The 13597-nt window shown below is 43.7% G+C and carries 13 protein-coding genes; 5 read left to right on the forward strand and 8 right to left on the reverse strand.

Translation table 11 applies throughout. From position 1 onward, the window contains the following. Positions 1-17 precede the first annotated feature (17 nt). Entirely contained in the window at positions 18-1211 is a 1194-nt protein-coding gene (locus HN980_02090; protein MBT6928269.1) for an aminotransferase class I/II-fold pyridoxal phosphate-dependent enzyme, read from the reverse strand. A gap of 447 nt (positions 1212-1658) precedes the next feature. On the opposite strand from HN980_02090, the gene HN980_02095 reads away from it, so the two are divergent. The 5 genes from HN980_02095 to HN980_02115 all read left to right on the forward strand — a co-directional run bounded on the left by HN980_02095 (position 1659) and on the right by HN980_02115 (position 4619). Further along, complete coding sequence (locus HN980_02095; protein ID MBT6928270.1) at positions 1659-1988, forward strand: hypothetical protein; 330 nt, start codon at positions 1659-1661, stop codon at positions 1986-1988. Between the two features lie 86 nt (positions 1989-2074). Next, positions 2075-2440: a TraR/DksA family transcriptional regulator gene (locus tag HN980_02100; GenBank protein MBT6928271.1), complete on the forward strand. Its 366-nt coding sequence runs from the start codon at positions 2075-2077 to the stop codon at positions 2438-2440. Further along, positions 2437-2961, forward strand: coding sequence for a signal peptidase II (gene lspA / locus HN980_02105; protein MBT6928272.1), 525 nt, complete (start codon positions 2437-2439; stop codon positions 2959-2961). The genes HN980_02100 and lspA overlap by 4 nt, the downstream gene beginning before the upstream one ends. A 3-nt stretch (positions 2962-2964) precedes the next feature. Further along, on the forward strand, positions 2965-3813 hold the full coding sequence (locus tag HN980_02110) for a methyltransferase domain-containing protein (protein MBT6928273.1): 849 nt from the start codon (positions 2965-2967) through the stop codon (positions 3811-3813). Further along, a complete protein-coding gene (locus tag HN980_02115) occupies positions 3813-4619 on the forward strand; it encodes an RNA methyltransferase (GenBank protein MBT6928274.1) in 807 nt (268 codons plus the stop codon). Before HN980_02110 ends, HN980_02115 begins: the two co-directional genes overlap by 1 nt. Positions 4620-4621: 2 nt before the next feature. Here HN980_02115 and HN980_02120 read toward each other — a convergent pair whose 3' ends face one another. The 7 genes from HN980_02120 to HN980_02150 form a co-directional block, all read right to left on the reverse strand. After that, positions 4622-5917, reverse strand: a complete 1296-nt coding sequence (locus HN980_02120) for a serine/threonine-protein kinase (GenBank protein ID MBT6928275.1) — start codon at positions 5915-5917, stop codon at positions 4622-4624. A 117-nt stretch (positions 5918-6034) separates the two neighbouring features. After that, a complete protein-coding gene (locus tag HN980_02125) occupies positions 6035-6307 on the reverse strand; it encodes a hypothetical protein (GenBank protein ID MBT6928276.1) in 273 nt (90 codons plus the stop codon). Positions 6308-6335: 28 nt separating this feature from the next. After that, positions 6336-6716, reverse strand: coding sequence for a protein kinase (locus HN980_02130; protein MBT6928277.1), 381 nt, complete (start codon positions 6714-6716; stop codon positions 6336-6338). A gap of 708 nt (positions 6717-7424) precedes the next feature. After that, positions 7425-8909, reverse strand: coding sequence for a protein kinase (locus HN980_02135; GenBank protein ID MBT6928278.1), 1485 nt, complete (start codon positions 8907-8909; stop codon positions 7425-7427). Between the two features lie 91 nt (positions 8910-9000). Continuing rightward, a complete protein-coding gene (locus HN980_02140; GenBank protein ID MBT6928279.1) occupies positions 9001-10134 on the reverse strand; it encodes a hypothetical protein in 1134 nt (377 codons plus the stop codon). Positions 10135-10154: 20 nt separating this feature from the next. Further along, positions 10155-10736, reverse strand: a complete 582-nt coding sequence (locus tag HN980_02145; protein ID MBT6928280.1) for a thioredoxin family protein — start codon at positions 10734-10736, stop codon at positions 10155-10157. A gap of 104 nt (positions 10737-10840) precedes the next feature. Continuing rightward, the gene (locus HN980_02150) at positions 10841-13393 is read right to left on the reverse strand and encodes a DUF1347 family protein (protein MBT6928281.1); all 2553 of its coding nucleotides are present in this window, start codon (positions 13391-13393) and stop codon (positions 10841-10843) included. Positions 13394-13597 lie beyond the last annotated feature (204 nt).

Genomic DNA, 13597 nt, shown 5'->3' on the forward strand with positions numbered 1-13597 from the left:
TCGAAGCCATCATGGGCTTAGACCTTCTCAAAAGCCTGCTCGAAGTCTAGCCTAAGGTCCTCGAAATCTTCAATACCGATAGATATGCGGACAAGTTCTTCGCTAATGCCAGCAGCTTCACGGCCTTTTTGCGGTATGCCTGCGTGTGTCATAGAAGCAGGGTGCTGTATTAGCGTCTCGACGCCACCCAACGAAACAGCAAGGATGGCAATCTTAAGGTTGTCGAGAAGAGCTTTTGCTTTGGGGAGACCGCCGACAACGCCAAAAGAAATAAGAGATCCCGGTCCTTTCATTTGTTTGCCTTCTGAAACAAGAGCATGTTGCGGATGGCTTTTCAGCCCAGGGTATGTCACCCAAGAAATCTTAGGGTGTGATTCGAGATATTGAGCTATGGCAATGGTGTTTTCTTGCATCTTGTCCATGCGAATAGCGAGAGTTTTGAGGCCTTTGTTGAAAAGAGATGCCTCATGTGGTGGTAATGTTCCTCCTAACATAATGACGGTGCTCCTTATGCTGTAATAGTCGTCAGCTTCTTTGGGGATGATGACACCACCTACAGCATCAGCATGACCTCCGATAGATTTCGTCATAGAATGCACAACGACGTTGGCGCCAAGGTCTAGAGGGTTCTGAAGATATGGTGATAAGAATGTATTGTCGACAACAAGAGGGATGCCTGCGTCTTTGGCGATAGCAGCGATGGCGGTAATGTCCGTTATCGATAATGTAGGATTCGCCGGAGTCTCTATAAAGATAATCTTGGTATTCGGACGTATCGCAGCAGCAACGTTCTCAGCGACAGAAGTGTCGAGGAAGGTTGTCTCTATGTTCATCTTTTTGAAGAAATTATCGCTTTCAAGAAGGACACGCGAACACCCATATACCGATGCTGTGCAGATGGCATGGCTTCCTGCGCTGAGATAATGAAACAGTACAGAGCTTATCGCTGACATCCCTGAGCTGGTGGCGATGCTACCGTAACCGTGTTCCATAATGGCAAGCTTTTTCTCTAAAGCAACGACGGTGCCATTACTCAAGCGCGAATATATACCGTCTTTGTCTTTGCTGGCGAAACGCTCGGCGCCATCGTCACAATTTTTGAAGACATACGTCGAAGATTCCTCGATAGGAGGGTTTACAGGGCCGAACTCGGCATGGTAACCACCATGAACGGCGTTAGTGTTGAAACCATGTTTTTTGTTAGCAGACATAAGAAACCTCCTTGGTATTTTTTTTATGATACACTATCATATAAGACACCATAAGTACAACCCATGATTGCGACCTATACTTTACCATAGGGTTTTTGCAGTGGTACAGGTGTGAAGATGAAAGACGAGCGAATGTTAAAACATTCGCGAGGATAGAATCAAAGCAGATGTGCTGCTGCAAAAAGAAATATGGTGAAGCCAAATATAATAGTAAATGGGTAAATAAAAACAATAAGAAATAGCAAAGGTTTAAGATGCTTATCTTCACGGGTTTATATTTTTACCGACGCTTTTTAGAAAGAAAAAATGTCCTATTTCCTATAGCATCCATAGTGTCAGGCAACCTGACTCATTTTACTCCTCGCGAATAGTTACAACTATTCGCTTGTCGTTCACTGAGCCATCTTGCCCAACTCTATGGCGCTAAAGGAAATATAGGTCGCAATCATGGGTGCAAGTACGATGTTGCAAAAAAGAAAAGATATTATTGAGAAAATCGCACGGTACAAGTGGGACAACGATGTTGCCATCGAAGACCCCGAAAGAGAAGAAACCGTGATATTATGGGCGGTTGCTATAGCGAAGAAATATTCCCTCGATGAAGATGCCATAAAAGAAAAAATTAAGACGATGATAGCAGAAAGCGTCGCCGTGCAAAAAAAACTCTTCGATCTATGGAAAAAAGAAGGCATCACGACCTTTGGCGATAACAACGATATCAAGACTCTCCGCGAAGAACTCGATACCATCACCGAATCATTGATTATTGATCATTGATCATTGATAATTGATCAGAGATATGCTATCATTATAACGTTATTATAAAACAGTATATATATAGTTAAATCCGAGGAATAACGTCAGTGGCAATATCGAAAAAAAGAATAGAGAAGTTTAAGAAAATTTTAGAGGATACGCGCGAGCAGCTCTTTAAGTCCTTGAAAGGAACTACAGAAGAAGTGAAGACCCCCGACGAGTCATCGGGATATTCACAGCATCAGGCTGACGAAGGCACTGACGACTTCGATAAGACGATAAGCCTTGAACTCTCGAGCAAAGAGACAGTAATCGTCAAGCAGATAGACCGCGCACTTAGTAAGATCGAAGACGGGACGTATGGCAAGTGCGACATCACAGGAAAAGCGATACCTCTAGCGCGCCTAGAAGCTATACCTTATGCTGTCACTACCGTCGAAGCTCAGGAACAAAGGGAAAAGGGGCTTCTGTGAAGGCTAGAATCGCAATAAAGCTTCTCATCATCGGCATCGCTATCGTCGTTGCCGATACCGCCATTAAAGCTTTCGTCGACGCCACAATACCGATGATATCATTGGCGACAACAAGAGCTTTCCCTTATGGCGGCATCGCTGTCTTCGAAAATTTCTATGGCATAAGCTTCGCTATAAATCATTCTACTAATACTGGAGCGGCGTGGGGGATGTTCGGATCATATCAGCTTCCTCTCATAATAATACGTATCACCGCCATCGTCATGATGACATGGTATGTCTTTTTATACCGCAAAGAATCTTCGTGGTTTGTCCCTTTCACAATAATCATCGCCGGCGCTATAGGCAACGTCGTTGACTTCTTCGTATATGGCCACGTCGTTGACATGTTCCACTTCATATTATGGGGATATAGCTATCCTGTCTTCAACGTCGCCGATATGGCGATATGCCTAGGAGCACTATCACTGGTAATAGTAATATGGTGGCAGAAACATTTCTGCAAAACTACAGAGAAATAGACGATGAAAAGAAAAACTACATACTCGCTAGTCGATAGCGGTAACGGACGTAAATTTGAAACCTTCGGCGAATACACGATAATACGCCCTTGTTCACAGGCAGTATGGCTGCCGAAGCTCAAGAAAAAAGAATGGGACGCCGCCAATGCTGAGTTCTCCCGCGACGATGGCAATAGATGGTCAAGGCGTACCAAACTTCCAGAAAAATGGACCATCGATGTCGACGGTATTACCTTCAAGATATCTCCGACAGATTTTGGGCACCTCGGAATTTTCCCCGAACAAAAGCAGCAGTGGCGATGGATCCACGACACAATAAAAAATGCTAAGAATAAGCCAAAAGTTCTAAACCTCTTCGCATATTCTGGAGGGACGACGCTAGCAGCAGCACGCGCCGGCGCTGAAGTGTGCCACCTCGACGCCTCTAAAGGCATGGTTGCTTGGGCACGAGAGAATGCCGCACTAAATAAACTCGAAGATGCTCCTATACGATGGATAGTCGATGACGTAACGAAGTTCCTCGACAGGGAGATGCGCCGCGGAAATCAATACGACGCCATCGTCCTCGACCCTCCAAGCTTCGGAAGAGGAAGCCGCGGAGAAATATTCAAAATCGAAGAAGACCTAACACACCTACTTAAGCAGTGTAAAAAACTCCTAACCCCGAAGCCGCTATTCCTACTACTATCATGCCATACTCCAGGATATACGCCGATAACGCTAGAGAATATCATGACACAGATGATGCACGACAAAAAAGGGACGATAACAGCAGGGGAGATGTGCCTGGAAGGCGAAAAAGATACATTTCACCTCCCTAGCGGAACATATGTACGGTGGAGTAACACATGATGCCCGAGATAACAAGCCTGCAGAATCCCAAAATAAAGCAGTGTGTGAAACTTCGCGATAGAAGAGCGCGCGACAAAACAAAAACCTTCCTGATAGAAGGATATCGCGAGCTGCTACGCGCTACTGACGGTAGCCATAAAATCGATACGCTATTCATATGCAGCGAGCTCTTCCTCGGAAGCAACGAAGATGCCCTTATAGAACGTATAAAAAAATCGGGAGCAGAGATAATACAATGCGCCGAGAACGTTTTCCGTAAGATATCATACCGCGATAGGCCTGACGGACTCGTCGCTATAGCACCACAGAGCAAAAAAACACTGCAAGACCTAGAAAAAATCCTCAAAGATAACAAAGCACCATTCCTCGTCGTAGCAGAAGCTATAGAGAAGCCAGGAAACCTCGGAACAATACTTCGTTCTTCCGACGCATCTGGCGTCGACGCCCTTATCGTTTGTGATAAATGCACCGACATCTTCAACCCCAACGTCGTACGCGCTAGCGTCGGTACAATGTTTACCGTTCCCGTAATAGAAACTACTACAGAAGAACTTATGCCGTGGCTTAAAGACCATAGCATAAAAGTCGCAGCAGCAACGCCTGCAGCAGAAAAAGTCTTCACCGAGTTAGATATGAAAGGGCCTATAGCAATAGCAGTAGGGACGGAACAGCTAGGACTTTCCGATATATGGATGGACGACGCCGATATACAGCTACGTATCCCTATGCTAGGAAATGCCGACTCCCTAAACGTCGCAACAGCGACGACATTACTTCTCTACGAAGTCGTTAGACAACGAAAATAAAACTATTCTTTTTCTGTGTCGTCAATGTATGGATGCTCAGAAATTGGCGTAGTGAAAAAAGGATGCGCAAGCATCGCTTCGGCAGAAAGACGCTTTTCAGGATTCCACCGTAGAGATTTCTCCATAAGGTCGATGAAATCGGCGTCGCGGATGTTTCTATTTAGTAGCCGTTTGCGCAATGGAAGCATCGGAACAGTTCGTCTGCTAATATGGATGCGGCTTGGTGGTTGTTTTGTGGAAAGGCCTAAAAAATTTCTAATTAATTGGAGCTGATGATCAGCATTTTTTCCAGGTAAAATTTGTTCCCCGTATACAACCTCCATAAGAATAAGAGCAACGCTCCAGATGTCGACTTTTTCTGTGTAAGGAAAAAGCTTCAAAAGAACCTCTGGAGGGCGATACCATCGTGTTATAATATATGGGTATTTAGCGTTGTGGCTATGGATAGGGCCAGGCAATGCTAATGTTGAAGATCCAAGGTCAGTGATTTTTAAGAGCTCGTCTTTTAAAAGAATATTTGCAGGCTTTAGATCTCTATGATGGATATTAAGAGAATGCATAGTGACAACTTGTTCCAAGAGCTGTCGTCCAAAATCTTGAGTAATAAGAAGGCGGTTTGAACGGTCAGAGGATAATGGTAAATCTTGAAGATATTTAAATAAATCGTTGTCCACGAATGGAAATATTAAAGCCGGACTATCATAATAAGGAGTTTTATCAAGGCGAGCAACGGGTAAAAGTGGGTTGGCTAATTGGTCTACACTATATCTTTCGACGTGCTTAAGGATTGTCCATTCGTGATCACATAACTTAATATCTTGTTCTTTTTTACCCTTACAAAAAACTTTAACGGCGACTCTAGATATTTTAGAGTTTGTTAGGTCTACCAAGCCTGATATAGAGGCTGGAGTTACTTCAGCAGGGATAAGAAAAGCAGAAAATACTTTAGAATACGCTCCTTCACCTAGTATTTGAGAATCTTTTGGAAAAAGAAAAATGTCTGAGTCGGGTGAGCTTTTGTTTGCACATACAACATGATAATTTTTTCGAAATAATGCTCTTATCTTGTTGTCACGATCTGCTAAAGTGCCATGCTTAATATGTCGAAACGAACGCGAACGATGCGATGGTGGTTTTGGCTGTGTTGGCGGTCTCGGATGCAACGGTAAAGCCTTTAAAGGTGAAGGAACAGCGTCAACAGGAGCTTCAATCTCTTCTTCAGGAGGAGGACCCATAACTAAAGAATCAAGGGCAGGCCTAACGGCCCTAGAGGAAAGAAGTTGTAAAAGAAATGACATATTATAATAATTGCTAAGTCTTTGAAAAGGAAATAGTATATACGAAAAGCCACGGAAAAACAAGTTTTGCGTTTGTGTTTATGGCGTTGCTGTGCAATATATTAAGCTTTTGCTGGGCTAGAAAGAAGAGGAGACAGTTCCCGAAGAACAATATAATAAAGATGCATCAAAAGCAGGAGGCGCCGGAATATCAACCTTCTCTTCAATATATATAGGATCAAGACGTTTCGTGAAAAAAGGATGCTCAAGCATCGCTTCGGCAGAAAGACGATCTTCAGGAACCCCGCATAGTGTCTTCTCCATAAGGTCAATAAAATCGGGGTCTTCTATTCCTAGGGCTTTTAATCTTTTGGCTAAGCGAGAAGCAGATCCTTCAGGAACGCTATTCAAAATGGCCTTAATTAATTTTAATTGAGTCTCAGAGTCTTCGCCGCGTAAAAAAAGGATTACCGCATGCGAGCTCTATAAGGACAAGAGCAACACTCCAGATATCGACTTTTTCTGTGAAAGGACCTGGAGTAAGAATGACTTCAGGGGCACGATACCATCGTGATTGAATATAACCACGATTAGATAAGGAATGTTGACGAAATAAAGGCGGCGGTCCTTTGTATATAGCAGTCCCGAAATCTGTGGTTTTTAAGATATATCTTTTTGTTGTCCTATCATATTTTAAAAGAAGATTCTCTGGCTTTAGATCTCTATGATGAACGCCACAAGAATGAGCAGAGGCAACCTGTTCCAAGAGCTGCTTTCCTAAATCTTGAACTTCATAAAGCGGAAGCTTTCTCTTGAGCATTCTTGATCTCAAGTGGTTTACACAGAGATATTTTGATAGGTCAGTATCCATAAGAGGAAAAACTAAAGCAGGCGTAGTAGATACCGTACCTTTTCCAGGGATATCAAGACAGGCTATAGGAAGAAGGGGAGCAGCTGTAGACTCTCTGTTGCCTGACTTTAGACGTTTAAGGACCTTCCATTCGTGATCACGGCATTGTCGACTCGTTATTGTTTTTTTGAATTGAAGATTCTAGAGGCGACGTTTTTGATGCTCTTAAAAAAGCGCCGTTTGGAAGTAGAAGGTTTAGAGTCTCCTAGCGCTTTGTCTCCACTTGTTGGGACAAATCTCTTAACAGCGACTTCTTGTATTCTTGAGTCTACAATAGATTTTGGAGTAACATTAGCAGGGACACAACGAACACGGTCTACCAATGCATATGATCCTTCCCCAAGTCGATACTTTGTTATTTCATCAGGATCTTTTGGAAAAAGGTATGCGTCTGGGGGATTAGAAGAAAAAAGAGATTTGGTTCTGTTGTGGTATACGATATCGTAATTCGCACCAAAGAATTTTTCTATCTTTTCTATTCGCTCTCTTTGAGAAGCGATATCGTGGCAACCTGCAGATGGTCGGCGTAAAGGCAACATGCTCTTGATGTTATGGTTAATAAAAAACAAAGAGTATACTTGAAAAAGCACTAAAAAACAAGCTTATAGCAACAAAAAATTAAGGCTCTTTAGTAGTAGGGACAGGCTCCACCGGTGACATAGGTGTAGGCGGGCTAAAGCTTTTTGCGAAAAAAGGATGGCTGAGGAGTCTTTCCGCCGACCAGCGTTCCTTAGGATCCCAGCAAAGCATGTGCTGTATAAGGTCTATGAAGTCGGGGTCAGCTATTCCTCGTTTTTCTAATTTTGTTAATAAGGAAGAAGGCTTGCCTTCCAGACGCTTAAAGAAAATGGACATTTTATTTTTATCTTTTTCGGGATGACTAGATTTTGATATTGCATCATCAATAAAAGTTTTATCAGGACTTCCCAATAATTTTACAATCGAATGTAGCTGATCGTCTTCGTCTTTTCCTGGTAGAAAGAATTTTCCTGAAAAAAGCTCTATAAAGACAATAGCGAGACTCCAAATATCAACTTTATCTGAATAAATACCGCCACCCTTATCTGAATTAGTATGTTGGCACATTAAAATTTCAGGTGGACGATACCATCGTGTTACAACAAGATGACAATCATCATTTAAGGAAAGAAAAAATTTACATGTTGCCAAGCCAAGATCTATTATTTTTACTCGGCCGTCTCTGATAAGAATATTTTGAGGTTTTATATCTCTATGCTTAATACCACAAGAATTCATAAAGCTAAGTTGTAGTAGTAGTTGTCGTCCAATGTCTTGGATTTTGCAAAGAGAATAAACACCATTTTTTTTAAGGTCTTTAACTAAATCTTCACCAAACATTTCAAAGGCTAAAGCGAATCTTTCAGGAGAAGCGTCAATACGAGGAATTTTCAAATGATGAGAGGCAAGAAGAGGTATTTTATCAGAAGGCTGTCTTATCTCATAATATGAAGCGTGGAATTTTAAATGCTTGTGGAATCTCAATTCTTTCAAGCATGAATCACCAACTGTTATTCCTGCGTGTTCGTCATAGTCTATTTTGAAAATTTTAAGGGCAATATCACGTATTCTACCGACTGTTGAGGGGCTTACAATGACATCGCCAGGAATAAAATAGGCCTTATGTATTGACGCTGATACACCGTCGCCAATTTCATCATAAAATTTATTGTGTACAACAAAGTTGCCACTTTTTGCATCTATATCCCAAGATTTATAGGGAACTGGTAAAGCATATGAGCCATAAGTTTCGTGTACGATAGTGCGAGTACTGAAATATTTTTTTACTGATTGTTTATGCGCGGCAATTTGGGCATTTCGATTAAAAGCGGCTCGTTCGGCAGTAGAAACAGTCCTTCTGTATCTGCAGCAGCCTTTAGTTCGTTTCTGATACAGACCTGTAATATTATTTATACGCAGTCTACGTGAACGTACTGTTTGTGATGGCGAAGGTGCAGAAGCACAGGTCGGTGATATTTCTGACGCGGAGGCTTCAGTGGAAGGAGTTTCGGAAATTACAGAGGATGAATAAGAATAAGAACCAGAATCAGAACTAACGGAATCTGCAGGACGTAAAGGATTCATATTTAAAAAATTAATGGATTAATGAATTAAAGGACAAAATGATACCAGAAAAGCCGATAGAAAAACAATAAATATCAGTAGAAAGAAGTGCTTAATATTTTTCGATGATCTTCTGTGCGCGTTTTAGCAATTCCTGACACCGTGTTTTTTTTGAGAACGGTGGCATCGCTAGCTTATTGGCTATAACGCCAACGCCTTTTACGATTTCTTTTGCAAGGGCTTCATCTTTCTGTTTTTGTGTGACGTTTATGAAATATTCTAGGAAGCCAAGAACTTCGTCATAGAATGTTGCTACGGCATCGTCGTTGCTGTCGACGTGATCGAGAAGGTTACAAGCATCGTCGGCGAGCATCGTACAAGCTATAGCGACGAGCATGTTGTCGGACTTTTCCTTTACTAAAGATTCTATAGCACGCTGCATACACCCTAAAGGTATCGTAGCGAATGGTGGGTATGCGTATGCCGTCGTCATTGTAAGGGCGCGTATGCTGTGGATGCCGTTCTCGGCGATGACATTGAGATTCTTCGCCGTCGATGCCGCTATTGCTGTTTCAAGGTGTCCGCATGTCTTAGAAAGCAGGTGAGGCATTCTGTCGATGAGGGGGATGTTTTTTGAGTCTTCGGCGAGAGAGACGACGTCGATAACGGCCTGCGTCATTGTATGTATCGTCGTTGTGGCGGTTACATCGCCGTTGGTGATATGTCGCGATATCATCGTACCCATGATGTCGAGGTCTTTGTCGAAGACGTCGAACTTCTCGCTACGCGCCGCTGTGACGATATTTTTAGCGAGGATCTTCATAAACGATTGTGGGTCAAGGATAGCGTTGATACGCCTGCAGTACCATCGTATGCCGTCGACTTCTATACCGAGAAGGACGAGCCAGTAAGGTGCTATTGCTGTAGCTATCGCTGGGACGGCGTCGATGGCGAAGGCCAACGCAATAGATGCTATTGGAAAGACGGCGACGAGAGCTACTAGCGACGAGAGGATGGCGTCTTTCTTCGCCATGGCGAAGACTCCCGGCGACGTAGTACGTTCTGCGCGGTGAAGGGTTATTAGTGGTAACGTCACCATGATAGTGATGACGATGATGAAGCTAAAAGCTCCAAAGAACAGGACTTCTTTTGCTATGACGATGTCGTATAAGGAAAAATATATTGCACAAGCCGCAGCGGCGATTGTGGCAAGGAGGTATAATGCTATCATAAGAATTGGCTTCATGTAAGTTGTCCTAGATTTCGTTATATAAGGTCGCAGGCCCCTGGAGGCATCCAGCTCGCCGGCTGCCCTTCCCATTTAATATTGCAGCCTATTGGGTTCGTCACAGGGACGGTGATCTCATCGTCGTGGAGAAGCTCTTCGAGGGCATTGTCGAGGTCGTGGCTCGTCGCCTTGGCGGGCTTTCTGGGGTTGTCGATAGCATGCCCAGTATATACGAGACTGCGTTTTTTGTTGAAGACGAAGAAGTGTGGTGTCTTTAGGGCGCCATAAGCTAAAGCAACCTTTTGGTTTTTGTCATGGAGATACGCCCACGGAAAATCGTTCTCTTCCATGCGCGCGACCATATTTTCGAAAGAGTCTTCTTCATAGGTATTTTCACTGTTGGAGTTTATCGCCACAAAAGCAACGCCACGACGAGAAAAACGCTCTACAGTCTTGCGCGTCTCTTCGTCGGAGTTTATTACATAAGGGCAGTGGTTGCACGTAAAGAATATTACGAGAGCAGGAGAACCTTCGAAATCTTCCAAAGAATATACTTCGCCGTCTGTTGCAGGCAACGAGAAAGTTGGAGCTTTGGAGCCTATCTCTAGTGTGAACATAATAAATACCCCCTAAAACATTGAACATTGAACATTGAGCATTAATAACTGATTTAACTGATAGCTGATAAATGATCAATAATAAATGAACAATGATAAATGTTTTTTTAAACGCTTTCTTTATTATTGTCGGAGAGAGCTCTATATTGTAGGCATTCGAACATGGCGCGGATGGCATCGTCGTCGCCTGGGGAAAGTTTTATAGCGATCTCTAGGTGTTCCAAAGCTTTTTCATGCTGCTGTTTCTCTAGGAGGATCTTCCCGAGCATAAGCTGCCCGTGTGTTGCTATTGCAGCGTTCTCGCTATTGGCAATTTCTGTAAAGACCCCAGCAGCTTCGGCGTCGCGGGATAGGGATAAAAGTATTTCGCCTTTTTTCATAAGAACTTCTGGCGTTGCCTCTACGGCTTTCTCTAGGTATGCAAGAGCTTTTTCGTTGTCGTTGCGGTGTTTCTCGAAAAACGACGCCGCAAGGTATGCAGGGTCTTTCTTGCTGAGGACGTCATAATAGTGATTGCGGAATGATGCCGACACTATGGATAGAGAACTGTCGTCATCGCTGTCGATGGCGGCGATGAGAAGCTCTTCGGCAGCAGTGTTATAGCCAGCTTCCGCCAAACACGTCCCCGCGATGGCCTGTACTGCAGGAATTGAAGAGTATGGGCTGGGAAGAGCGTTGTAGCATTCCAGGGCTTTGTCCCAAGAACCCGTCTCATAGAAAGCATGACATAACGCTGTTAAAGTCTCGCCGGTAGGCTTCCTCACCTTGAAAAGCCAGGAAATACTCTCGTCATAGGCGTAAGCTTTCTGGGCGAGGTATGCTAGCGTGATATATGTGTCGTCGGCAAGAGGGTTTTCCCGTGACAGCGTTTCGAGGACATCCTTGCCTTTGATGATGTTGTCGGTGTTAAGGTAACACAGGCCAAGGGTTTCCTGGATTTTTGGGTCTGGAGATGAAAGCATCGTAAGGGCTTTGAGGGCAGAAGGATAGTCGTTGCTGCGGAATGCTATCATCCCGACAATATGGAGCGCTGGCTGGTTAGAAGGGCTGGCACGAAGCACCCATTGCGCACGCTTCAAGGCCTCATAGTAGTTACTTTCAGTGAAAAGAAACCAAGCATCACCGACCTGGTTGGCGACCTCGTTCCTAACGATAGTATCGTTGGTGTCGAGACATAGAAGACATAAAGTGTTGTACAGACTATGAAGACTTTCGACGTCGTCATTATGTGAAGCTACTTTAAAGCGTTCTTTTAGCTCGCTGTCGACGGCCTTGGCGAGGAGCCCTTTGTTATCGCCAACAGGCATGGACATGGCAAAAGCAAGGATGTCTAACGATATAGTCGGGTTGTCGTAGGTGTTCCACGCTTTGTTAGAAGCATCGAGAAGCGAGAGCGCTAAGAGATGATAGTATTCTTGAGAACATTCCAGACCTTTCCAGAAGGTAACAACACGAGATATCATGGCTATGTCGTTATTGGCGACAGCGCTGCCGACAAACGTCAAAGTCTTTCGTATTATATCGACTCTTATAGCATCGGAATCAGAAGATATCAAAGACGAGCATTTCCAATACGAAATGGCGTTAGCGATATTGTCATGTAAAACATTTTCAAGAGAGACATTGACGGTAGAATCGACGATAGCAGAGAGTACGATACCTTTGCCGAAAGATTCGGAGATCTCCGATGCCAACGTAAAGGCTTCGGCATGACGACCTTCGGATAAAAAGCCGTTAAACTTTCCCATGATATTCGACACAAGATGATGCACTGCAGGAGAAGAGCTCCGCTGCTCTAGGTCTTTAATAATATCACCGGCTTCATGGTATAAGCCTTTTTCGATAAAAACTTCGGCGATATCAATGAGGCGAGAAGCGATGACATTGCTTTCTTCGCTGCCGAGAGCAATTCCACTATAACACGATCTCGCCCGGCGATACCACGACATGTCATCGGAGATAGGATTCTCACGAGCTTCGCAAATAGAACATAGAGCATTTAAAAAAAGGCTGTTTTCACTGTCGCCCAAAGTGCTGTCGTCTAGGATGCTATGGGCGGCATGATAGTTGCCTATCTCGATGTTGCAGCGGGCAATATGACGATGTCGCCATTCTTTAGAAAAAACGCCTCCGAGAGTTTTTGTCAGCCACCCAGAAAGAGGGGCGATGGCGACATCCTCGCTAAAGAATTTTAACGCCTTGCTATACTCTTCGTGGTGGTATGCAGTAATGCCCGAAAAAAGATTGGAATAGCCGCTGTTAGGAGAAAGATGAGAGATGTCGTCAACGGCGATGTCAAGGGCGATAATGTCATCACTATGGTATGCAGAAATAGCTCTGCCGACAGCGATTTCAAGAAAAATGTTGTCGTTTTGTGAAGAACGACATGCATGGTCATATGCGAGGTCGAGACGCTTGCTGCTCTCTTCGTCGTCACCAAGACAACGATATAGATAAGATAGATATAGGTGGTATTTCGCCTCTGGAAGGGTATGATGGATGGATAGCACTTCGGAGAAAGCACTTTCGTTGTCTCCAGCGACAAACGCCTTCATAGCATGATGAGAATGGTATCGAGGGCTTATGATAAGACTCCATGCGCCATAACAACATACTACAAGAAGAACCGCGAGAAGAACTGCTCTTTTCAACGAAAACATGTCGTAATATAGATTTTTAGTGTTAACATGCGAAAGAGTATCATAAACGCTAAAACTTTCCCAACAGAAAAAAACCTATATGATAAAGAAAAACTTTTGTATAGAGTGAAAAAACAACCCATGATTGCCATCCTTCGTCGTCACGCAAAGCGTGATGGCGAGTACCATCTGTGAAAACTCTGTGATTTCTCCGCGCCCTCTGTG

This window comes from Waddliaceae bacterium (assembly GCA_018694295.1).
GTDB lineage: Bacteria > Chlamydiota > Chlamydiia > Chlamydiales > JABHNK01 > JABHNK01.

Bases quoted from the DNA above. Each gene is read 5' to 3' on its own strand.
- HN980_02115 (MBT6928274.1), top strand. From the start codon at position 3,813: ATGCCCGAGATAACAAGCCTGCAGAATCCCAAAATAAAGCAGTGTGTG.
- HN980_02095 (MBT6928270.1), top strand. From the start codon at position 1,659: ATGGGTGCAAGTACGATGTTGCAAAAAAGAAAAGATATTATTGAGAAA.
- HN980_02140 (MBT6928279.1), bottom strand. From the start codon at position 10,134: ATGAAGCCAATTCTTATGATAGCATTATACCTCCTTGCCACAATCGCC.
- HN980_02135 (MBT6928278.1), bottom strand. From the start codon at position 8,909: ATGAATCCTTTACGTCCTGCAGATTCCGTTAGTTCTGATTCTGGTTCT.
- HN980_02150 (MBT6928281.1), bottom strand. From the start codon at position 13,393: ATGTTTTCGTTGAAAAGAGCAGTTCTTCTCGCGGTTCTTCTTGTAGTA.
- HN980_02120 (MBT6928275.1), bottom strand. From the start codon at position 5,917: ATGTCATTTCTTTTACAACTTCTTTCCTCTAGGGCCGTTAGGCCTGCC.
- HN980_02130 (MBT6928277.1), bottom strand. From the start codon at position 6,716: ATGCTCAAGAGAAAGCTTCCGCTTTATGAAGTTCAAGATTTAGGAAAG.
- HN980_02090 (MBT6928269.1), bottom strand. From the start codon at position 1,211: ATGTCTGCTAACAAAAAACATGGTTTCAACACTAACGCCGTTCATGGT.
- HN980_02110 (MBT6928273.1), top strand. From the start codon at position 2,965: ATGAAAAGAAAAACTACATACTCGCTAGTCGATAGCGGTAACGGACGT.